The sequence below is a fragment of the Pseudomonas sp. PDM31 genome, assembly GCF_019218965.1.
In the GTDB taxonomy this organism is placed as follows: domain Bacteria; phylum Pseudomonadota; class Gammaproteobacteria; order Pseudomonadales; family Pseudomonadaceae; genus Aquipseudomonas.
The window spans coordinates 20495-42264 of the sequence record NZ_JAHUWS010000005.1; the positions used below are offsets into that span (position 1 = coordinate 20495).

Here is a 21770-nt window from a genome sequence, read left to right on the forward strand (position 1 = left end):
CTTATCTCAACCATTTACCCGCAACAACATCACCGCATTCAGCTCCGGCACACAGGCTCGGACTTCATCCAACTGCGCTATGCGCGCTTGATGCTCTTGCTCCAAGCGCTTGCGCCGGTGCTCACGCACGGCAGCCAGGCCAATACGACCGATCGCCTGCAGACGTGCGTTATAGGCATACAACACACGCTCAGTCTCTTCCTGCAGACGCGTGAGGTAATCCTCTTTCAGTTCACTGAACAGACTCTGGCCTTGTTGATAGGCGGCGGTTTCAACCTGGCTAAAGCTGTCTGTTGCGTCGACGCTCACCCTGGCGGGTAGCAACTCCAGTGTCTCCGTCAACAGCAGATCCCAAATGCGCTTGGCCGTCGGAACAAAGCTGCGCCCGTCATCGGTGACAAATACCGGTAGAAACCTACGGCGTTGCAGACTGTTCAGAGCCGCAGCCCCTCCCAGCGTCGCCAGGCCGATTTCCCATAGAGACCAGACACCTTTCACGCTATCAGGCAGGCCATTGATGCGCAGCACCGGCAGAGGCTGCCCTGACACACAGCGCGGCAGCTCGCTGATCAGCGCCCGGGCACGCGGGTCTTCCAGGGTAATCCACTCCCAGTCTGGGTTGGCCTCAGCGCTACGCGCATCGAAACACACCCGCGCCGACTCACTACCATCGACCCAGCGAATACGCCAGGCATCACCGTTCTTCTCGACGCTGCCACCACGCGCCGGCAAGCCCTTGATGATCGCCTGCTCCAACCAGTACTGCGCTGGGTGATCGCGCCACTTGCGCGCCTCGTCGGCATCCAGTGTGTGATCAACGTTCAGCAGCTCGGTACTCTGGCGGCTTTCGGCAATCTTCTCGCGCACCTGCAGTACCACCGCATCGCACTCTTGCTCGATGCGGCTGGGATCCTGCAAACCCTGGATGAACAGCTCGTCGAACAGTGGTTCGACTTCCGCCGAATCCATCACATCGGCGGCCTTGTCCACGCCAAACTCCTCAGCGATTTTTGCCAGCTTCTCTTCCAGAACCTCACGCACCCGATGCTCGACGGTATCTTCCAGAACAAAGTTGATTGCCCGCACCACGTAAGGCTGGCCGATACGATCCACCCGGCCGATACGCTGCTCGATGCGCATGGGGTTCCATGGCATGTCAAAGTTGACGATGACATGGCAGAACTGAAGGTTGAGCCCCTCACCACCCGCATCGGTGGAAACCAACACGCGAATTTCACCAGCAAAGGCCTGCTGAGCGCGAGTACGAGCTTCCAGATCCATGCCGCCGTTGAGCTGAGCCACGCTGAAACCACGGCGTTCGAGAAACGCGCTGAGCATTGCCTGGGTCGGCACAAACTCGGTGAAGATCAGCACCTTCAACTGCAGGTCATTTTCTTCTTGTTGCAGCTTGTAGATTAACTCCAACAGCGCTTCGGCCTTGGCATCACTGCCTGCCGCCTCGGTCGCCTTGGCCAGTTCCAGCAGCGCCTCGACTTCCGAGCGTTCGCGCTCTAAGGCTTCGCGGGTATCCGCTTCGGCTTGTACCGCCAGGTCGACCTGAGCCTGACCATCAAGATCAGACCAGTCCTCCTCATCCATCGCCTCGAACAGCGATTGCTGGGGTTGCGGCGTGTCCAATGCCAATAGACGGCGCTCCAGAGTGGTGCGAATAGCTGCAGTACTGGACGTCACCAGACGCTGCATGAGGATCATCAAAAAGCCAATATGCCGCTGTTGGGCCGCCATAGCCTGGTTATAGCCATGGCGCACATAGTCAGTTACCGCTACATATAGCCGGTACTGCGCATTGTGGCGCGGTTCCCAGGCCACGGCCTGCAGACGGGTCATCCGTGGTTTGAATAGCGGCTGGCCTTCGGCATTGATCGACAGACGCTTTTCCGTGCGAATCACAAAGGGATGCACGCGCTCACGGGTAACGCTGCCTTCGTGAGGAAAGGCTTCCCGGTCGAGCAACTGCATCAGACGCATAAACTGATCGGTCTTGCCCTGGTGCGGAGTAGCGGAGAGCAACAACAGATAGGGCGAAGCTTCAGCCAGCGCCGCACCCAGTTTGTAACGGGCGACCTGCTCCGTACTACCGCCCATGCGGTGCGCTTCGTCGATAATCACCAGATCCCAGTTGGCCGAGATCAGATCCTCGAAACGCTCGCGGTTGTAGTTGCGCAGCTGCTCAAGGCTCCACCCCTTGCGTGCCTCCAACGGTTTGACCGAATCCAGCGAGCAGATCACCTGATCGTGCTGTCGCCAGAGATTGTCATCGCCATCACACCACTGGCGGAAGGCTGCCAGCTCGGCGGGCTCGATGAACTTGAAGGGTTCGCCAAAGTGCAAGCGCATTTCCGCTTGCCATTGGCGAATCAGGCCCTTGGGCGCGACCACTAGAATCCGCTTGATGCGGCCGCGCAGTTTTAGCTCGCGCAGAACAAGCCCCGCTTCAATAGTCTTGCCCAGCCCTACTTCGTCGGCCAGCAGGTAACGGATACGATCGCGACTGACCGCCCGATTGAGCGCATATAGCTGATGCGGCAACGGAACCACGCTGGATTGGATCGGAGCCAGCAGCAGGTTGTCTTCCAGCGCATCGAGCAGCTTGGACGACGCGGCAGTGTGCTGAATTTGCGCCAGCGACGGCGACTGATCAGCCAATGGGCTCAGGTCTTCCGCACGGGCGCGCACCACCGCATCTCGAGCTGGCAGCCAGACCCGGTAGCTGGTTTCGCCCCACATCTGCTGATAATCCACCACCCGGCAAGGTGAAGCCTGTCTGATATGCCAACACCAGTCGCCAATACTGAGCATAAACACTTCGGTCATCCAATTCCCTTATCGACACCCTCAACCACCGCGAGGCCCTGCTCAGTCAAACGATAGCGCTGTTTACTACTTTGTGGTTTATTCGGGACGGTCATCTCTAGCAAGCTAGCATCCAGGGCGGGTATCAGATAAGCGTAAGCAAAATGCTTGCGATCTTTCAGCCCCAGAGCGTCCATCAGCTCTTGCCGCGTCACCGCCCCGGACACCTGCGCCAACATTGTCAGCACTTGGGGGGTAACTTGAGGGGTAACTTGAGGGGTAAGACGTTCCGTAGTCTGAAGAAAGCGCTGCCGCAGCATCTCACGCACTTGAAACAGGGTCTCGCTGACCGGATCAAGCAATTGCTGACGCACCAAGTGATCGGCCGCCTGCTTGGCCTGCTGTGTGGTAGCGATGCCAAGCCCACGAATGTCGGTCAGGCTGATAGGCTGGCCCTCGGCCTGCTCTAAAGCGAAAGCAAGCACATTCGCCTGTTCAGGCGTCAGGCTCGCACCAATAGTTTGGCGAAAGCGCTGCATAGCCTCAGTCACGAGAGGCGTGTTAATCAAGACCAACCCAAACTCCTTACGCGCCTTGTCATTTCTGATCTGCGGGGGGACACGCCCCAGCTCATGCCAGTTGCGGTAGATGGCTCGGATACCTGTACCAGCCTGATCAGACAAGCCAATCCGACGGAAAGCTTTCACAATCGCCGGGTTACGAACCTCTTTCTCAGTCGGCTCCAACAGTTCTGCGTCTGTCGCGAATGCATCTCCCGGGTTCCAGAACACCGTTCGGTCGGTAAACAGCTTGATCGATGCTTTGCGCCCGTGATCGCCATAATCCTGGTGAATCAGCAGGTTGATCGCCGCCTCGCGAAAAGCTACGTAATCGGGCGGGTCATCGTTGCGACGGAGCGTCGACGGATCAAGTGAAAACGGATGCTCGGCAATGCGCATGTAGCGGGTAACAAGCCCCTGCCAAGTCTGGAAAATGTTCTCCTCGAAAACATAGCGATCATGCCAACGCTCTTCCGCTGACCATTGGTCAAACGGGGCATCGGTGCGCTGATAGTCCAGTACTGGCCGCGGCAATACCTGCCGTACATAGCGCCCCTTGCCAAACAACAGCACAGCGGCTCGGGTTGGCAGCTGATCGCTGCCCTTCTCAATAACGAAGTTCCAGTTGAGCAAGAACTCGATCGGGTCAACGATCTCGACATGCTCGGGATTACGCCTTACAAATTGGGCTTGGTACCACTTGACCGTCGCCTCATCAAAGCAACGATCAACCGGAATGTCAGGCAACACCGTACCGTCGTAACGATCCTGTGCTGCGTCCCGCAGAAAGCGCTCTAGCTCGCTTTGGGTGCACTGCTCGTCGCCAGCACCGCGTCGGATATAGCTCTGGCGTGGATCGCCCTTAAGGTATGCCGGCTTCTCCCACCGCGTAAGTTCAGGAACATGGAAAGCAAAAACATAATTTCCATTGATCTCAAAACGATGTGCATCCACCGCTATGGCACGACTTAGCTTCTGCCCTCCACGCAATGCGGCCAGAAAATCGTTCTGAACTTTGTCGGGCTCCTCTACACCAGTCACCACCAGCTGACCGTTCTGTTCACTAACACCGAATACCAGCCAACCACCCGCCGTATTGGCAAAAGCAGAAACCGTTTTATAAGAGTCTTCCGGAACACCTCGCTGTGCACGTTTGCACTCAAAATCATTCCACTCAATGCCATTCAGCCGTGCGAGCAGCTCATCCTGAGTCATTCACAGACTCCCACACACGCGCGCATCACAGAGCATCCTCGGTACGGGTCAGCGCCATGTCGTAGAGGGTCAGTAATTTTTCGTCTTCTTGCAGAGCAGCATCTGGCAGCTTGGCTGCAATGGCGATGATTGACTGGTAGTCTTTGTTGGTCCACGCATTGCGGAAACCTACACGAAGTGCCTCCAGGCGAAACTCCTTGAGCTTACGCCCGGTAAAACCACGATAGGTCTCGAACTCTTTGAGGAGCGCCTTCTCGCGCTTTTTCTCCAGGTCCTGGGCTTTGTTCGGATCAGGTACGTACCAGCGGCCGGTAGCTTTAGCAACAAGCCGTGGATCATCTTTTTCCAGACCGCGCAGATCCTTGAAATTGGTCGAAAGATAGCTGTGGATTTGACTGGAAACTTCACTCTTACCGTCATACTGAATGAAGTTATCCTCCAGCAAAGCTGCCAACTCGGGCCTCGCTTCATGTTTTTTCCAGCCAGCACCTAGTTGGCTCATAAAGTCAGAGTTTATCTCTTGGTAAGTCGAAGGGCGGCGCTTCAAAGCATCAGTCAGCCAGTCAATGGCACTACGCTCATCGGAAACAAACATTTCCATCTGAGGCGCGGCAGCAATCTGCATGCGCTTCTTGTCATATTCGGCAACTTGACCAGGCAGGAACACCATACCATCACGCTCAGCAAAACGCTGGGCAAGGCCTTTCTGAAACTCTTGCGTAGACATCGGTACAGGAACGTTATGGCGGAAAAACCATGCCACCATGCGATCGAAAATAATTCTCGGATCCCGTTCAGCGACAAATTCCAACTCCCCACTCTTAAATTTGAGTACCGGCAGATAGTTAAGATGCGTACGAACAAAGTCCCAAACAGAATCCTCTCCTCCGCCCATCGTAGCAAAGCGGCCCTCTAGCCCCCCATTTGGCTTATATGCAGAAATAACTAAATCTTGCTTGACCGCCGTTGTTGTTGTGACAGCTTTAAAACTTCCCTGCTTCTTGTCGAGGGCAGAAACATTTGCCACCACAAAGCCGGCCTCTTGCAAAGCCGTTTGAATCGAATTCCAAACCACAGCTTGTGTATTGGAAAACTCTACGGTCATCCACCTACCTGGCTTCAAGACACGATAGGCTTCGCGAAACGAGCTCGACATAAGCTGACGGTATTGATTAATAGACTTATTCTGGGTCTTGCTCTCAATCGCCTCAAGGCGCGTAGCCGTATAAACCTTCAGCCACGACTCCCAAAGACAGTTCAAATCCGAGTATTGAATATTAGACCCAAACGGAGGATCAACAAACAAATAATCCAAACTGTTATCCGGCATCTGCGTAAAGGTAGCAGAGCCGGTCGTGACAATAACACTTCGCTCCCACTTAAACGACTGCTTAACCCGAACAGTTTTATCTATGTGTTCTTTTAAAAGCTTCAGAATTGGAATTTCTTTTATAAGCGATGGAATATACAACGTCCCACTCATCGGACCACCACCAGCACCCAAGCTCCCATTCTGAGAACGGAATCGGTAAAGCTTTGATGCCACTAGTGCGGTGGAGGTTAGATTTGCGGCACGGTATAAGTTCGGATGCAGTTCCCTGAACGCAGCAAGACCAAGAAGATTGCGCCTAGAAAAAAAATGATGCGAATGCGTTATACCAGCCTCGTCATTTCGACGGGCCTCATCACCATCTGGAATACGATCTACTGGCACCCAAAATCGCGCCATCAGGTCGTCAGCCCTCTTAATAACCTCAATGTCAAATTTATCAGGCGCTTTATCGAATTTAGATGTTCCAACCCTATAGCTAATAAAAACAGGAACCTGCTTAGCCTGCCTAACAAGCTCGTTCAAATCACGATCGAATTTTGTTTCCATGACGCGGTCAAGAGAGCGTTTGGTTACGTCTGAATTACAGCGCGGGCAATTGAAAGAATCAGCAACCTTCCCCGTCACCCTATCAACTGCCACATCCCAAAAAACAATCTCTCCAGAGCATTCTTTACACAAAAAAACATCTGACCAAACGGTGTAGTTAATCCTGCCAACCGCACAATCTACCGGAGCTACAACTCGATCTCCAGCAGCCAGCCCACTTAAAGCAGCCTGAAGTTGCTTATCATTAGGATGGTGTAATGTCTGAAACATCCAAGCACACTCATCCTCTACAGCCATCAAGGCATTCTTTGCCTCTTGCTCAAATACAGAGACATCTACCTTCGCATTGTAGTTCTGTGCAATAAACGTTGCTGCTGGGGAAAGGTCGTTGAGCACAGTTTTGCGTGCCCCTAACCTAGAAAACTCTCTCCATATCGCCTTGCCGTCTTCCTGCTCTGGCGAAAAAATGGTTCCATCTTTACCTACTCGATAGCCGAGAGATTCCACTTCAGAGCGGTCACCACAAAGCTGGGCAGCAATCCCTGTCATTCCTGTCCCGCAGAAAGCATCAAAAACTACATCTCCAGGCTGAGTGTAATGGAGGATGTACCGCATAATCGCTTTATGCGGTACCTTGGTATGATAGCTGTGAGCTAGATAAACCTGATCATTCTTTCCCTCGCTGACATCTGCAGCAAAGGGCTCCTTATTATATAAATCTAACGAGTCATAAGGCTTTGCATAGCACTGAATGAATTCACCTAGAAATGGATTAGGACACGCCGTGTAGTATGGGGGGTCGGACAACTCTAGAATTGCTTCATCCGTACCAATCGAAAACCCCTCAATCTTGCGAAACTCAGGATCCTTCAACTTCTCGGCCAACAGCTTGAGGTAATGCTCACGACGCGCAGCATCGTTAGGGAATGTCTGCCCTAAGCACTCGACTGGGCCGCTTTCAGTGACTAGCCCCTGGAAAAGATCGTTCATTACTCTCTGCCCTTTATTTCCGTTTGATAAGCAACGTCTTGCCCGTCGAGATATTCATCAGTCCACCACAAACCGAAGCTTGCTAGCATCCTTGCCTTTGCAGCGCTCGCTGAGCAGAGTCTCAAAGCGCTTGCGCAGATCATCCGGTGTGGCCGGCGAACCACCGCTGAGCAGGGCTTGCCTGATATCCGTGCTGCTGACAGTGACCTTCTCGAGCCCGGACAGGGCTTCCTGCACTGAGCTGACAAAGGCTGGGGTAACTGGATCCGCCAGCGTACGGCTGGTAATGAAGCTCTCGATCAACTCACGAGCACTGGCTTTAAGCAACTCCAGGTTGGTCTGAATGGTGGGGTCTTCGAGGTTATCCAACAGCGTCTGTTGCCAGTTGGCCAGCAGCTGATCCAGCTCATCATCCAGCTGGGCGAGCACACTGGCCGCCACACCCAATTGCAGCTGCTCGTTAGCCGGTTTGAAGCTGCAATGTGGGCAATAAGGGCTGGCATTGAGCTCGGACTCAGTCAACTGGCGGCAGCTCTTCAGACCGTCAAGGCGCTGGTCAAATGCACTCAGTTGACTGGTAGGCATCAGCGCGATGCCGGCAAGTGTGCGCAGATTGCCCAGTCGCGGATCCTTACGAAGTGCAGCCTTGGTCTTATCTTCTGCCACGCCTAGGCGCGCTTTGCTATGCAGACCAATGTAGGCACTTAGGTAGTCCTTTTTCAGGGCATTTAGGGCCTGACGGTATTCGCCGGCATGCTGCGCTGCCCTATCCTGGCTGAGCTTGCCAAGGATAATGGTACGGGCCGCCTGTGCCTGTTTGACCCAAGGATGCTCGTTCGGCAGGACCAATTCTGCCTGGGACAGGTAAGCGGCGATAGCCCCCAGTTCCTTGACTAAATCGAGCAGACGCTCGACAGATTCCAGCACCAGCAGATTCTGTTGCTGGGCGCTGATGTCGTCGGAGCCGATAAGCAGGTTTTTCAACTTGCCTACCGTATTGAACGGCGCAAGCCTTTCAGCAAAGACTTTCAGGGACTCCAAGCGTGCACGCCAGTCACTGACTTCGGCGCTAGTCAGCAGCGACTGCCCCCAAAAGCTGAGGCGATTTTGCATATCGGTGCCAGCAAAAAGCAGTCGCCCTACCAGCTCGGTCACTTTGCCTTGCAGTTGCTTGACCGGTTCCTCGGAGCCCTGCACCGCCATCTGCGCCAGGCCGGGGGTGAGACCGAGCAACTCGAACAGGCTGCGCAGTACCGTGACGTTGATCTCCTTCGGTGCCTCAAGGTGCTTGAACTGCTTGAGCTCGTCCTGTGAGCGCTCGGCCAGCAGGTTGAGTTTGCTGGAGTCGATCTTGTCGCCAGTAATAGCCAGAACAATGTCGCCGGAATACACAAGCCCGGCCAGCACAATAACCAGCAGTTCGGGCTCAAGACGGAAGCGGATCGGGTGGAAGAATTCAACCTCACCACCGCCTACCAGCAATTCGCTACGGTTCAACACCTGACCATGTCCCTTGTGCTTGAGACGCTTGAGCACTTCCTGGGCATAGCGCGAGACGCCTGGCTCGATACGGTCACCATCGAGCATTTCCAGGGCGTCGAGCATTGCATTGGCGTCCTTGCTGCGCCCACCACCGGCCAGAGCCTTCAGTGCGCTACTGACCATTTGCTTGAGGTTGGCCTTGGTTACCAGCAGCGGGAAGGTTGGATATTCCGGCGCTGTCTCAGCGAATTGCTGGTTCATCGCGAGGCCGGAAACCACGTTGACTATATCGCGGAAGTTAATACGCTCATCGCCGCCTAGTCGCGCCTTGTCACGCAGAGAGATGCCTTTGACCCAGTCCTGCAAGGTCGATTTCTTGCCCTGGTAAGTAATCTCGTAGGCGCTCATCTGCTTCTCTTGCAGCCATTTGTTCATGGCCTTGAGGAAGTCCTGCGATCGACTCTGATAGATGCTTTTGGCCGCACCACTGGTTGAATTAGCCAGTTCCAAAGCAGCAGCATAAAAAGCGAGGTGTTTGCGGATCTCGTCATCCAGTCCCTTAAGGCGGAAGAACACTTCATCAGCCTTGCTCTCGTCACGGAAGCGCGGCGGCTCGAACGGCTGGACGAAATAGATGTAGAAGTCACGCTCTGGTTGGGCCGTTGGGCGATCGTTAGGGGCACCGAAGAATAGATAACCATCGCGCTCTACACGGCGCTCCTGCCACTCGATCTGGTATTGCCAGATCTGATGGCCGGTCACGTAGCAGAAATCATCTGCCTGCTCCATCAACTGCTTGATGGCGCCAAAATAGGCACGATCCAGACTGTCATCGGACAGCGCATCGGCGCGCTTTTCGATCTGAGCGTCGTAGTCGATGTCTTTCTTCAGGTCGAGGTAATACTGCTCGGTATCCGCGGCCTTGGAAATGAACTGACCGTTAACGGTTTTCAGAATTTCACGCAGGGCGGTTACTACAAAGCTGAGCAGATCCTCAGCCGGCTCGGGCATATCTTCCAAGCCTGGTTGGTAGAGACACAGCGCATCGCGCAGCTCTTGGGCGCGTGGGCCGACAGGGACATAAATGTCACCGCCAGTGGTCAAACGATGCACCGACAGGGCGTGAATAATACGCAACGCCATGGCCTTGTAGGCCGGACGGGTAAAGCCTTGTTGGATGCGAGATTCCAGAACATCAGAGACGTTAATCACCGGCCCGACACTTGGGTCGGCCTTAAAAACCGAGTTGGATTTAACGGTTTGCCAGAAAGCATCGTAGGCCACCAAGCCGGGCCGATCGCTGGGCACCACATCATGGAGGATGGCCTGAATCTGGTCGCGCAGGGTTACCAGGGCGCCACGTTTCTCTGTGAATACCAGCTGCTCGAAGGTTTTCAGGTAATCCGGGTGTACCGGGAACAGGCGCACGTACTCATCCATGCGCTCGTTCATCGAGCTGTAGAACTTGGCGAAGGGGGTCAGATACGCTCGGATCTTTTCCTGCTGATCGACAGACTTCTTTAGTAGTCGCTCGGCGACTACGAAGCTGACATCCTGGCGCGCCAGTTGTACCTGGGTAAAGCGATCTTTTACGCGACGCAGACTGTCGGCAACGTGCTGGAAGCGGCTGCTGTCAAAAATCGCCTCCTGCACACCAGCAACGAAACGAAAGCGCAGGTGTTTGCTGACCTCGCCGATTTCACGCAGGAAGGACAGATCCAGAACCAAGTCATGGTCCTTGCGCGAACGCAGGTAGTCGAGGAATTCGTCGACAACCAGCAGCACGCCCTTGCCCGGATGGACCTCATCAAAGGCTGCCATCATCTCTTCAAAGGAGGCCTTGTTGTTGACCACCTGATCGGCCGGTGGGAAAGCGTAGTTCACATCATGCTTGGCGAGGAAGCGCTCAAGCTCATGGGTGATGATGTCGCGCAGGGACATCTGGCTAGAGACTTCGATCCGGTGCACTTTGAACTTCCCGGCGATCGCAGCGGCAGCCTCGGCGACCTTGGGGTGGCGAATCTTCGAGGCGTAATCGGCGTTTTCCGCCACCAGTGAAATCACCGACATCAAGTGCGACTTACCAGTACCGTAGTTGCCGACCACCAGCAAGCCCTTGTGGTCGACCGACTCATCGAACGACAGCTGGGGAATCATCAGCGAGGCAATGCGCTCAGCCATGTCATCCGAGATGACGTAGGTGGAAACCAGTTTCTGCGCCTCATCAGGACGGTTGGCGTCCAGCAGCTGGATGACTGACTCAATTGGCTCAAACTGGATGAGATCGCCGTACCTCATAGCTGTCGACATGCGTTCCTCGCGTTATTCCTAGGCATCAATCTGAAGGTGAACCAGGCCGCTCGCGGCATAGTCCTGAATTTCGGGGTGGCCCATATGGGCGTAGGTCAGGCGGTCATCATGCAACGCGCCGGGCCAGGCGGCTACTACGGGACGGGATTGGGCCTGTCGCTTGAGCAGGTCAAGAGGGTCAAGCCGTAGGTGGTGATCAAACAGCAGCTCAATGTTATCGAGCAGGAGCACACTGTTGCGACTGTGCTCATCGGCCATTTCGCGCAGCAGGTGTGCAGCTTCGAGTGATCGAGCCTTACCGGGCACGGTGGCCAAACGCGCCCCGAGAGCGGAGCCGACATTTAATAGCATGACGCCGCTACTCGACCCGCCGAGCTTTTTAGCCAGACCGAGTAATGCCGCAGTCTTTCCGCTGCCAGGAGGGCCAATCAACAAAATCAGCTGATTGTGCAGAGCGGGTACGTCTGCGAGCAGTTTTTCGAGCTCTTCAACTACTTCCATTCGCCAGGACCCTTCGCGGCCGACTTGCTGCTGGATAGCAGTGAGTGTGAGCAAGCAAATCTCAATTGGCAACCAATTGGCAACCAGAACACCAAAAACCCAGAAACAACAAAATCCGGTCCTTTCGGAACCGGGCTAAGTCATTGAATAATATGGTCGGGACGGAGTGATTCGAACACTCGACCCCTAGCACCCCATGCTAGTGCGCTACCGGACTGCGCTACGCCCCGACTAGGCGTGAAACTCATTCCTCAACCTCGAGGAACGCTCAAGAATATATCGCAAGCTTTTGAAAACTGGAAGTATTTAAAAGCAGAAAATTATTTCTTGAGGACAACCAGCACATCTTCCAATTCAGCAATCATCTGCCGAATCATCTGCTTGTACTGGGTGGTGTCATCTTTGGCTTCGTCACCGGACAAGCGCAGGCGCGCGCCGCCGATGGTGAACCCCTGATCGTAAAGGAGCGCGCGGATCTGCCGGATCATCAGCACGTCCTGGCGCTGATAATACCGGCGGTTTCCGCGGCGTTTGACGGGGTTGAGTTGAGGAAACTCCTGCTCCCAGTAGCGCAGCACGTGCGGTTTTACTGCACACAGCTCGCTGACTTCACCGATGGTGAAGTAGCGTTTGCCTGGGATGACGGGTAGCTCGTCGTTATGACTTGGTTCCAGCATAAGCCTCAACTCGGGCCTTCAACTTCTGCCCTGGACGAAAGGTGACCACACGGCGAGCCGTGATCGGGATTTCTTCACCCGTTTTCGGATTGCGGCCAGGCCGCTGGCGTTTGTCCCGAAGGTCGAAATTGCCGAAACCGGACAATTTGACTTGTTCGTTGTCTTCAAGAGCGTGCCTGATTTCTTCAAAAAACAGTTCGACCAATTCCTTGGCCTCCCGTTTGTTCAGGCCCAGCTCTTCATACAGACGTTCCGCCATTTCAGCTTTCGTCAGAGCCCCCATACGTCACTTCCTTAACGTGGCGTTCAACCTTTGTTCGAGCGAGGTGAGGATGTTTTGCGTTGCGGTATTCACCTCATCGTCATTAAGAGTGCGCGATGGATGCTGCCAGGTCAAGCCGACTGCGAGGCTTTTTCTATCAGGATCAATGCCTTTACCCTGATACACGTCAAATAGCCTGAGGTCTGTCAGCCATTCGCCTGCATTTTCACGGATTACGTCCAGCACGGCCGTGGCCGCGACAGCTTTGTCCGCGATCAGTGCAAGGTCACGACGCACTTCAGGAAAACGTGATAACTCGTGGAATTTAGGCATTTTGCCCGACGCCACTTCGGCCAGAACCAGCTCGAATACGAAAACCGGACGGTCGAGGCCGAGGGTTTTCGACAATTCAGGGTGGATTGCACCCACGAAGCCGACCAGACGACCTTCACGTTCGATGCGCGCGGTTTGACCCGGGTGCAGCGCCGGGTGTTTGCCCGGTACGAAAGTGAACGAGTCCAGTGCACCGGCGAAGCCCAGTACTGCTTCCACGTCAGCCTTGACGTCGAAGAAGTCGACGGTATCGCGACCTTGCGCCCAGCCTTCCGGCAGACGGCTACCGCAAACGACACCAGCGAGCATCGGCTCCTGCTTCAAGCCTTCGAGCTGACCGACGAAACGCAGGCCGCTTTCGAACAGGCGGACGCGATCCTGTTGGCGGTTCAGGTTGTGCTGAAGCGCCTTGACCAGGCCAGGCCACAAGGACGAGCGCATGGCTGCCATGTCGTTGGAAATCGGATTGGCCAGCAGCAACGGTTCAACACCCGGATTAAACAGTTCGAACTGTTTCGGATCGATGAAGCTGTAGGTGATCGCTTCCTGATAGCCGCGAGCTACCAACAGACGACGCAGCTCAGGCAGGTCGCTACGGGCTTCGGCCTTGGCTTGCGGCGCCAGACGCGCTTGCGGGTAACGAACCGGCAGGCGGTTGTAGCCATACAGACGCGCCAGTTCTTCGATCAGGTCGACTTCCAGGCTGATATCGAAGCGATGGCTTGGCACTTCGACGCGCCACTGCCCTTCCCCATCAGCAGTAATGGTCAAGCCCAAACCGCCGAGCAGACGCTCGACTTCGGCCGACGCCATTTCCATGCCCAGCATCTGGGTGATGCGCTGGGCGCGCAAGGTCACCGGGGCGATCGATGGCAGGTGCTGTTCGCTGACGGTTTCGATGATCGGGCCGGCTTCACCACCGGTGATTTCCAGCAGCAGGCCAGTGGCGCGCTCCATGGCTTCACGGGCGAGCTGCCAGTCGACGCCACGCTCGTAGCGGTGCGATGCATCGGTGTGCAGACCGTAGGAACGGGCCTTGCCAGCGACGGCGATCTGGTCGAAGAACGCGCTTTCCAGGAAGATATCGCGAGTGGTCGCAGTGTTGACGCCGCTGTGCTCGCCACCCATGACGCCGGCGATAGCCAGGGCGCGGGTGTGGTCGGCGATCACCAGCGTATCGCTACGCAGGCTGACTTCCTGACCGTCGAGCAGTACCAGCTTCTCGCCTTCTTCGGCCATGCGCACACGAATGCCGCCATTGATTTCGGCGAGGTCGAACGCGTGCAGCGGTTGACCCAGTTCCAGCATCACGTAGTTGGTGATGTCGACGGCAGCATCGATGCTGCGCACGTCGGCACGACGCAGACGCTCGACCATCCACAGCGGTGTTGGCCTGGACAGGTCGACGTTACGGACCACACGACCCAGGTAACGCGGGCAAGCGGCAGGCGCCAGCACTTCGACCGAACGCACTTCATCGTGCACGGCCGGCACGACAGCAACCACCGGACGGGTGACTTTGGCGTCGTACAGCGCGCCAACTTCACGGGCCAGGCCGGCCAGGGACAGGCAGTCACCACGGTTCGGCGTCAGGTCGACTTCGATGCTGGCATCGTCCAGGCTCAGGTATTCACGAATGTCCTGACCGACCGGCGCATCGGCCGGCAATTCCATCAGGCCATCGTTGCCCTCGCCCACTTGCAGCTCGGCTTGCGAGCACAGCATGCCGTTGGACTCTACGCCACGCAGCTTGGCTTTCTTGATCTTGAAGTCGCCCGGCAGTTCAGCACCAATCATGGCGAACGGGATCTTCAGGCCCGGGCGCACGTTGGGCGCACCGCAAACAACCTGAAAGGTCTCCGAACCATTGCTGACCTGGCAAACACGCAACTTGTCGGCGTCCGGGTGCTGCTCGGTGCTCAGCACCTCGCCCACCACCACACCGGTGAATTCGCCGGCGGCCAGCGTAACGCTGTCAACCTCAAGACCGGCCATCGACAGACGAGCAACCAGCTCGTCACGACTTACCTGCGGGCTTACCCAGCCGCGCAGCCATTGTTCACTGAATTTCATCCTGCTCTCCTAAGAATTCGTTACGACTAGCGAAATTGCGCGAGGAACCGCAAGTCGTTGTCGAAGAACAGACGCAAGTCGTTCACGCCGTAACGCAGCATGGCCAGACGCTCAACGCCCATGCCGAAGGCAAAGCCCGAGAACTCTTCCGGGTCGATCCCGGACATGCGCAGCACGTTCGGGTGAACCATGCCGCAGCCCATGACTTCCAGCCAGCCAGTCTGCTTGCAGACGCGGCAGCCTTTACCGCTGCACATCACGCATTCCATGTCGACTTCTGCGGACGGCTCGGTGAACGGGAAGTACGAAGGACGGAAACGCACTGCCAGTTCTTTTTCGAAGAACACGCGCAGGAACTCTTCGATGGTGCCCTTGAGGTCAGCGAAGTTGATATCGCGGTCGACCAGCAGGCCTTCGACCTGGTGGAACATCGGGGAGTGGGTGATATCCGAGTCGCTACGGTACACACGGCCTGGGCAGACGATGCGGATCGGCGGCTGTTTCGACTCCATGGTGCGGACCTGTACCGGCGAGGTATGGGTGCGCAGCAACATGTTGGCGTTGAAATAGAAGGTGTCATGCATCGACCGGGCCGGGTGATGGCCTGGGATGTTGAGCGCCTCGAAGTTGTGATAGTCGTCTTCGACCTCAGGGCCTTCGGCGATGCCGTAGCCGATGTGGGTGAAGAACTGCTCGATACGTTCCAGAGTGCGAGTGACCGGATGCAGACCACCGGAGGTCTGGCCACGGCCAGGCAGGGTCACGTCAATGGACTCGGCGGACAGTTTGGCGGCCAGGTCGGCCTCTTCAAACAGTGCCTTGCGCGCATTGAGAACCTCTGTGACACGCTCCTTGGCAACGTTGATCAGCGCGCCGACCTGCGGGCGCTCTTCTGCCGGCAAATTCCCCAGGGTCTTCATCACCTGAGTCAATTCACCCTTTTTGCCAAGGTAGTGAACCCGGATTTGCTCCAGGGCATTGATATCTTCAGCGCTTTGCACAGCCTCGAGTGCTTGCGAAACGAGCGCGTCCAGGTTTTCCATGTACAGACTCCAGATACAAAATAGGGGAAGAGCTTGAAGGCTCTTCCCCTATTTATGACGTTTAACACCTGGCCCCACAGAGGTGAGGCCGGGTGACTGTCGGGGGTACTTAAGCCAAGGTGGCTTTAGCTTTCTCGACAATCGCAGCAAACGCCGCTTTTTCGTTCACTGCCAGATCAGCCAGAACCTTACGGTCGATCTCGATGGACGCTTTTTTCAGGCCGGCGATGAAACGGCTGTAGGACAGACCGTTGATACGAGCACCAGCGTTGATACGAGCGATCCACAGAGCGCGGAACTGACGTTTTTTCTGACGACGGTCACGGTAGGCGTATTGGCCTGCCTTGATTACCGCTTGCTTGGCAACACGGAATACGCGCGAACGTGCACCGTAGTAGCCTTTAGCAAGTTTCAGAATTTTTTTGTGACGCTTACGGGCAATGACGCCACGCTTAACACGAGCCATGAGTTACTTCCTCTATTCTTGACTAAAATTAACGAAGGCGCAGCATGCGCTCGACTTTTGCCACGTCAGACGGATGCAGCAAGCTGCTACCGCGCAGTTGACGCTTACGCTTGGTCGACATTTTGGTCAGGATGTGGCTCTTGAAAGCGTGCTTGTGCTTGATACCGTTAGCAGTTTTCAGAAACCGCTTAGCAGCACCACTTTTGGTCTTCATTTTTGGCATGTTCGGATACTCCGCATTCAGTTGATAAACATAATCAGAAGGCCTGCCGTGCCCTGTTGATTACTTCTTCTTTTTCGGGGCGATGACCATGATCAGTTGGCGTCCTTCCATCTTCGGATGCTGTTCGACCGAACCGTACTCGAGCAGGTCAGCTTCAACCCGCTTGAGGAGTTCCATCCCCAGCTCCTGGTGGGCCATCTCACGGCCGCGGAATCGCAAGGATACCTTGGCCCTGTCCCCATCACTCAGGAAACGTACCAGGTTGCGCAGTTTTACCTGGTAATCCCCTTCCTCCGTCCCTGGACGAAACTTGATTTCTTTAACCTGAATCTGCTTCTGGTTTTTCTTGGCCGCGGCAACCTGCTTCTTCTTTTCGAAGATCGATTTGCCGTAGTCCATCAGTTTGCAAACAGGGGGTACTGCATCGGCGGAAATTTCCACCAGATCCAGTTTGGCCTCTTCAGCCTTAAGAAGCGCGTCTTCAATTGACACAATCCCAAGCTGTTCACCTTCAGCCCCAATTAACCGAACCTCGCGTGCCGAGATATTCTCGTTGATCGGGGCCTTCGGTGCAGCTCGTTTATCTTGTCTCATTTCACGCTTAATAATAATTACTCCGAATCTGGGCGACCACGCCGGGAAACCGCTTGCGCGAGGAACTCAGCGAACTGGGCGACGGGCATCGAGCCCAGGTCAGCACCTTCACGAGTACGCACAGCGACAGTCTGCATCTCGACTTCCCGATCTCCGATAACCAAGAGATAAGGAACCTTGAGCAAAGTATGCTCGCGGATTTTAAAGCCGATTTTTTCATTTCTCAAGTCAGACTTGGCACGAAAACCGCTTTCGTTGAGGGTTTTTTCCACTTCGGCGGCGAAATCTGCTTGTTTGTCGGTGATATTCATCACCACTGCCTGGGTCGGAGCAAGCCACGCCGGGAATGCACCCTCGTAATGCTCGATCAGGATTCCGACGAAACGTTCGAAGGACCCCAGGATCGCCCGGTGCAACATCACCGGGTGCTTGCGACTGTTGTCTTCGGAGACGAATTCGGCTCCCAGACGCACTGGCAGGTTAAAATCGAGCTGCAGGGTACCACACTGCCACACGCGACCGAGACAATCTTTCAGCGAGAATTCGATCTTCGGACCGTAGAAGGCGCCCTCGCCCGGCTGCAGATCGTACGGCAGGCCCGCGCTATCAAGGGCTGCAGCCAATGCAGCTTCGGCGCGATCCCACAACTCGTCGGAACCGACGCGTTTTTCCGGACGAGTGGACAGCTTCATCTCGACGTCTTTAAAGCCGAAGTCGGCGTAAACGTCCATGGTCAGCTTGATGAATGCAGCGGATTCGGCCTGCATCTGCTCTTCAGTACAGAAGATGTGGGCGTCGTCCTGAGTGAATGCGCGCACACGCATGATGCCGTGCAGCGCACCCGATGGCTCGTTACGGTGGCAGGCACCGAACTCGGCCAGGCGCATCGGCAACTCGCGGTAGCTTTTCAGGCCCTGGTTGAACACCTGCACGTGGCAAGGGCAGTTCATCGGCTTGATGGCGTAGTCGCGGTTTTCCGACTGGGTGGTGAACATGTTGTCGGCGTAGTTGGCCCAGTGCCCGGATTTCTCCCACAGGCTGCGGTCAACGACCTGAGGGGTCTTGATCTCGAGGTAGCCGTTGTCGCGCTGAACCTTGCGCATGTACTGCTCGAGCACCTGGTACAGCGTCCAGCCGTTCGGGTGCCAGAACACCATGCCCGGCGATTCTTCCTGGGTGTGGAACAGGCCCAGGCGCTTGCCGATCTTGCGGTGATCGCGCTTTTCAGCTTCTTCGATGCGCTGGATGTAAGCGGCCAACTGCTTCTTGTCGGCCCATGCGGTGCCGTAGACGCGCTGCAACTGCTCGTTCTTGGCATCGCCACGCCAGTAGGCGCCGGACAGCTTGGTCAGCTTGAAGGATTTCAGGAAGCGCGTGTTCGGCACGTGCGGACCGCGGCACATGTCGACGTATTCTTCGTGATAGTACAGGCCCATGGCCTGCTCGTTCGGCATGTCCTCGACCAAGCGCAGCTTGTAGTCTTCGCCACGGGCCTTGAACACTTCGATCACTTCGGCGCGCGCAGTGACTTTCTTGATGACGTCGTAATCTTTCTCGATCAGCTGCTGCATGCGCTGCTCGATGGCGGCCAGGTCGTCCGGGGTGAAAGGACGTTCGAAGGCGATGTCGTAATAGAAGCCTTCGTCGATGACCGGACCGATGACCATTTTGGCCGTCGGGTACAGCTGCTTGACCGCATGGCCAACCAGGTGGGCGCAAGAGTGGCGAATGATCTCCAGCCCCTCTTCATCCTTTGGCGTGATGATTTGCAGCGACGCGTCGCTGTCGATGACGTCGCAGGCGTCGACCAGCTTGCCATTGACCTTGCCGGCCACGGTGGCCTTGGCCAGGCCAGCACCAATGGATGCGGCGACCTCGGCTACGGAAACCGGGTGATCGAATGTACGTTGACTGCCGTCGGGAAGAGTAATAGTTGGCATGGCGCCTCCTCTCCTAGTGGTGACCCCTACCAAAGGTCACGTGGGTTGGGATGAGCCAGTACAAGATCCGGTCCAGGCCATTCAATGACGAACGCCTGCCTTACAGCGGCAGGAGCCTTGCGGCCAACCGGAAAACCGAACCAGAGTGACTGGGATTCAAATCAGGGTTATTCGAACATGTGCCGCCACCGGGACTGAAGGTCATCCGGGGCCTGCAAATACCCGAGCCGAGCATGCTAGCACAGATGAACGGTCGTCGATGCACGCAGCTTTGCTGCGAGGGCAAATCGGGCAAATTTATGCCAGAGTGCTGAACTTGAACCCCGCATCAGCCCTCAGATAACAAGTCATTGACCCAAAAGGAGCATCTCAGCATGCGTCTGAATCGTTTGTTCGCCTTCGTCGCCCCTGTCGTTCTACTGCTGCCCCTGGCCGCCCATGCAGAATGGCCAAAGGGCGAGCGGGAGAAATACATGGCGCAGTGCGTTCCTGCCGCTGCAGAGAAGATTGGTACGCCAGCAGCCAAATCCCACTGTGCTTGCGGCGCCGACGCCATCAAGTCATACCCTGCCGCTGATATCCAGGCCTTGATGAACAACACCGCCAGTGCTGAATTGAAGCAGAAGGCCCTGGGCAAAATTGCAGCCTGCAAAGCCACCAGCAAAGAGCAAAAATGATCCGGTTTCGGCGTTTCGAGCCATGAATTACCGGTAAAAAGCCGCTGAAACGGCCCCTTTCGTACAATTTATTAAGGTTTTACAGCTTTTTTTATCACCTTTATTTTCGGCTAGAAGCCTTATAAACCGGGGCTTTCAGCCGATTCAGGGAATCGGCAAGACACGACTGGTTCGCAAACAGCGCCTGCGGGGGGCTCCCAAAGCGAACATTTCGACTATGATACTCGGGTGTGCCCAGTTGGCCTGAGCAGCACAGTACTACTGAAAATATATGTTTCTTGGAGATACACCATGTCTAATCGCCAAACCGGCACCGTTAAATGGTTCAACGATGAAAAAGGCTTCGGCTTCATCACTCCTCAAGGTGGCGGTGACGACCTGTTCGTACACTTCAAAGCTATCGAAAGCGACGGTTTCAAAAGCCTGAAAGAAGGCCAGACCGTTTCCTTCGTGGCTGAGAAAGGCCAAAAGGGTATGCAAGCTGCTCAAGTTCGCCCAGAGTAATTTCCAGGCGCACTAAAAAAACCCCGTCCATGTGACGGGGTTTTTTATGGCACAAACAAAATCAGCCGCAGTTGACGCGGATGACTACGTGACTGGCATCGGTGTTCAGGTTCAGGCGGTCAGAGCGATACTCCAGCGTCACCATATCGGTTGGCAGGAGGAAGCGGGCATTCTGCGCGCCGGCGCGGGTACGCGCCTGCTCCAGCAATTGCGGGGAAGCCTGTTTGCCAATGGCGAAATCGGCAGCCTTTGCCTCGCAGCGACTATGGCCGGTATCTGAAGTCGCAACAGCATCCGTTGCCGGCTCCGTGGCGGTAGTGCTGCAACCGGCCAACAAGGCAGCGGCCAGCACAGTACCCAATGACGCGAGCTTCCAAGGCATGAAGCCTCCTATTTCAAAAAATTAAGCTGAATTCGTGCGACAACCCGACTGCCGCCTGGTCTCACGGGACGGCACTTCACCCTCGATCCGCACGAACGGCAATTCTGCCCGAGCACCGGCCAGCCTTCACTCTCCAAACGTGACTGAATGTGAACAGGACTCAATAGACGTCGATATAGTCGTACGGCGGATTCGGCCAGTTCTCTTTCAACGCATTGAAGATCTGCATGACCCACACCTCATCGCTGGCGGCGACACGTCCGACGTAGCCGGAACCCTTGGCCCAGGTTTCGAGGCGAAACAACAACCCGTCGATCTCGGTACCGCCGACGATCCCCGAAGAAATATAGGCAATGCCTTGCCGGGTGACCCGCAACTGGGTGTGTTCATCGTCACTGGCGGCGGCCAGCAACTGACGCACGGACTCAAGCGTCAAACCGTCAGGGGAATTCAAATCGATCTGCACAGCGTAGCCCTTGAAGAATATCAATGACCAAGTGTCGCATAGCCCGCCCTTGATGCCTAAGTCGGGGTGTAAAACGCCGTACAAAATGCTTAACTCGACGCTCGGACCCTTCCCCACTTAACGAGTGCCACCATGACCACCGTAAGCATCGACGCCGACATCAAGGCCAAGTGGCCAGACGGCCACAGCTCATACAGCCCAGGCAGCACCGAAGAGCTGGCCATTATCGGTATTGACCTGCTGGTCCGGGACATCGGGGCCGAAGCCGCTCAGTCATTCATCGAGCAGGTTTTCGAGAAGCACCTGGCCGACCAGAGAGCCGCGACAGATAGCGGCCGGGAGTAATCCGCCCGCCGGCACCTGCACCTGCACCTGCACC

Annotated in this window: 18 protein-coding genes and 1 tRNA gene; 3 read left to right on the forward strand and 16 right to left on the reverse strand. The window is 55.9% G+C overall.

From position 1 onward, the window contains the following. Positions 1 to 6 precede the first annotated feature (6 nt). From KW839_RS11055 to thrS, 14 genes are all read right to left on the reverse strand, one after another. Positions 7 to 2835 carry a DEAD/DEAH box helicase gene (locus tag KW839_RS11055; protein ID WP_218424330.1) on the reverse strand — a complete coding sequence of 943 codons (2829 nt, stop codon included), beginning with the start codon at positions 2833 to 2835 and terminating at the stop codon, positions 7 to 9. After that, positions 2832 to 4589 carry a Fic family protein gene (locus KW839_RS11060; protein ID WP_218424331.1) on the reverse strand — a complete coding sequence of 586 codons (1758 nt, stop codon included), beginning with the start codon at positions 4587 to 4589 and terminating at the stop codon, positions 2832 to 2834. The genes KW839_RS11055 and KW839_RS11060 overlap by 4 nt, the downstream gene beginning before the upstream one ends. A 25-nt stretch (positions 4590 to 4614) precedes the next feature. After that, positions 4615 to 7458 (reverse strand): DNA methyltransferase, encoded by a 2844-nt coding sequence (locus KW839_RS11065; protein WP_218424332.1) that lies wholly within the window; start codon positions 7456 to 7458, stop codon positions 4615 to 4617. A gap of 57 nt (positions 7459 to 7515) precedes the next feature. Then, the gene (locus KW839_RS11070) at positions 7516 to 11250 is read right to left on the reverse strand and encodes a DUF6079 family protein (protein WP_218424333.1); all 3735 of its coding nucleotides are present in this window, start codon (positions 11248 to 11250) and stop codon (positions 7516 to 7518) included. A gap of 18 nt (positions 11251 to 11268) precedes the next feature. Further along, complete coding sequence (brxF, locus tag KW839_RS11075) at positions 11269 to 11751, reverse strand: BREX-3 system P-loop-containing protein BrxF (RefSeq protein ID WP_218424334.1); 483 nt, start codon at positions 11749 to 11751, stop codon at positions 11269 to 11271. 153 nt (positions 11752 to 11904) lie between these two features. Beyond that, positions 11905 to 11981 (reverse strand) — tRNA-Pro (locus tag KW839_RS11080). A gap of 90 nt (positions 11982 to 12071) precedes the next feature. After that, positions 12072 to 12428, reverse strand: coding sequence for a MerR family transcriptional regulator (locus KW839_RS11085; protein ID WP_003179985.1), 357 nt, complete (start codon positions 12426 to 12428; stop codon positions 12072 to 12074). Next, entirely contained in the window at positions 12409 to 12711 is a 303-nt protein-coding gene (gene ihfA, locus KW839_RS11090; protein ID WP_002553164.1) for an integration host factor subunit alpha, read from the reverse strand. The genes KW839_RS11085 and ihfA overlap by 20 nt, the downstream gene beginning before the upstream one ends. A 3-nt stretch (positions 12712 to 12714) precedes the next feature. Next, positions 12715 to 15096 carry a phenylalanine--tRNA ligase subunit beta gene (gene pheT, locus KW839_RS11095; protein WP_218424335.1) on the reverse strand — a complete coding sequence of 794 codons (2382 nt, stop codon included), beginning with the start codon at positions 15094 to 15096 and terminating at the stop codon, positions 12715 to 12717. A 26-nt stretch (positions 15097 to 15122) separates the two neighbouring features. After that, the gene (pheS, locus tag KW839_RS11100) at positions 15123 to 16139 is read right to left on the reverse strand and encodes a phenylalanine--tRNA ligase subunit alpha (RefSeq protein ID WP_007905876.1); all 1017 of its coding nucleotides are present in this window, start codon (positions 16137 to 16139) and stop codon (positions 15123 to 15125) included. A gap of 109 nt (positions 16140 to 16248) precedes the next feature. Then, positions 16249 to 16605, reverse strand: a complete 357-nt coding sequence (rplT, locus tag KW839_RS11105) for a 50S ribosomal protein L20 (protein ID WP_007905879.1) — start codon at positions 16603 to 16605, stop codon at positions 16249 to 16251. A gap of 28 nt (positions 16606 to 16633) precedes the next feature. Further along, a complete protein-coding gene (gene rpmI / locus KW839_RS11110) occupies positions 16634 to 16828 on the reverse strand; it encodes a 50S ribosomal protein L35 (RefSeq protein WP_002553160.1) in 195 nt (64 codons plus the stop codon). Between the two features lie 60 nt (positions 16829 to 16888). Then, positions 16889 to 17440, reverse strand: a complete 552-nt coding sequence (infC, locus tag KW839_RS11115; RefSeq protein WP_170947229.1) for a translation initiation factor IF-3 — start codon at positions 17438 to 17440, stop codon at positions 16889 to 16891. Further along, entirely contained in the window at positions 17440 to 19362 is a 1923-nt protein-coding gene (gene thrS, locus KW839_RS11120) for a threonine--tRNA ligase (protein WP_060540014.1), read from the reverse strand. The genes infC and thrS overlap by 1 nt, the downstream gene beginning before the upstream one ends. A 374-nt stretch (positions 19363 to 19736) precedes the next feature. Between thrS and KW839_RS11125 the strand changes: the two genes are divergently transcribed. Then, entirely contained in the window at positions 19737 to 20039 is a 303-nt protein-coding gene (locus tag KW839_RS11125) for a hypothetical protein (protein ID WP_060540015.1), read from the forward strand. 291 nt (positions 20040 to 20330) lie between these two features. Beyond that, complete coding sequence (locus tag KW839_RS11130) at positions 20331 to 20543, forward strand: cold-shock protein (protein WP_003179963.1); 213 nt, start codon at positions 20331 to 20333, stop codon at positions 20541 to 20543. Positions 20544 to 20604: 61 nt separating this feature from the next. Here the strand turns inward: KW839_RS11130 and KW839_RS11135 are convergent, their stop codons facing one another. Further along, on the reverse strand, positions 20605 to 20925 hold the full coding sequence (locus KW839_RS11135) for an I78 family peptidase inhibitor (protein ID WP_218424336.1): 321 nt from the start codon (positions 20923 to 20925) through the stop codon (positions 20605 to 20607). 160 nt (positions 20926 to 21085) lie between these two features. Continuing rightward, entirely contained in the window at positions 21086 to 21391 is a 306-nt protein-coding gene (locus tag KW839_RS11140) for a hypothetical protein (RefSeq protein ID WP_060540169.1), read from the reverse strand. 132 nt (positions 21392 to 21523) lie between these two features. Between KW839_RS11140 and KW839_RS11145 the strand changes: the two genes are divergently transcribed. Continuing rightward, positions 21524 to 21736 (forward strand): hypothetical protein, encoded by a 213-nt coding sequence (locus KW839_RS11145; protein ID WP_060540017.1) that lies wholly within the window; start codon positions 21524 to 21526, stop codon positions 21734 to 21736. Positions 21737 to 21770 lie beyond the last annotated feature (34 nt).

Bases quoted from the DNA above. Each gene is read 5' to 3' on its own strand.
- KW839_RS11060 (WP_218424331.1), bottom strand. From the start codon at position 4,589: ATGACTCAGGATGAGCTGCTCGCACGGCTGAATGGCATTGAGTGGAAT.
- KW839_RS11085 (WP_003179985.1), bottom strand. From the start codon at position 12,428: ATGCTGGAACCAAGTCATAACGACGAGCTACCCGTCATCCCAGGCAAA.
- thrS (WP_060540014.1), bottom strand. From the start codon at position 19,362: ATGCCAACTATTACTCTTCCCGACGGCAGTCAACGTACATTCGATCAC.
- rplT (WP_007905879.1), bottom strand. From the start codon at position 16,605: ATGGCTCGTGTTAAGCGTGGCGTCATTGCCCGTAAGCGTCACAAAAAA.
- rpmI (WP_002553160.1), bottom strand. From the start codon at position 16,828: ATGCCAAAAATGAAGACCAAAAGTGGTGCTGCTAAGCGGTTTCTGAAA.
- KW839_RS11145 (WP_060540017.1), top strand. From the start codon at position 21,524: ATGACCACCGTAAGCATCGACGCCGACATCAAGGCCAAGTGGCCAGAC.
- KW839_RS11055 (WP_218424330.1), bottom strand. From the start codon at position 2,835: ATGACCGAAGTGTTTATGCTCAGTATTGGCGACTGGTGTTGGCATATC.
- KW839_RS11130 (WP_003179963.1), top strand. From the start codon at position 20,331: ATGTCTAATCGCCAAACCGGCACCGTTAAATGGTTCAACGATGAAAAA.
- KW839_RS11070 (WP_218424333.1), bottom strand. From the start codon at position 11,250: ATGTCGACAGCTATGAGGTACGGCGATCTCATCCAGTTTGAGCCAATT.
- KW839_RS11125 (WP_060540015.1), top strand. From the start codon at position 19,737: ATGCGTCTGAATCGTTTGTTCGCCTTCGTCGCCCCTGTCGTTCTACTG.
- ihfA (WP_002553164.1), bottom strand. From the start codon at position 12,711: ATGGGGGCTCTGACGAAAGCTGAAATGGCGGAACGTCTGTATGAAGAG.
- KW839_RS11135 (WP_218424336.1), bottom strand. From the start codon at position 20,925: ATGCCTTGGAAGCTCGCGTCATTGGGTACTGTGCTGGCCGCTGCCTTG.
- pheS (WP_007905876.1), bottom strand. From the start codon at position 16,139: ATGGAAAACCTGGACGCGCTCGTTTCGCAAGCACTCGAGGCTGTGCAA.
- KW839_RS11065 (WP_218424332.1), bottom strand. From the start codon at position 7,458: ATGAACGATCTTTTCCAGGGGCTAGTCACTGAAAGCGGCCCAGTCGAG.
- pheT (WP_218424335.1), bottom strand. From the start codon at position 15,096: ATGAAATTCAGTGAACAATGGCTGCGCGGCTGGGTAAGCCCGCAGGTA.
- brxF (WP_218424334.1), bottom strand. From the start codon at position 11,751: ATGGAAGTAGTTGAAGAGCTCGAAAAACTGCTCGCAGACGTACCCGCT.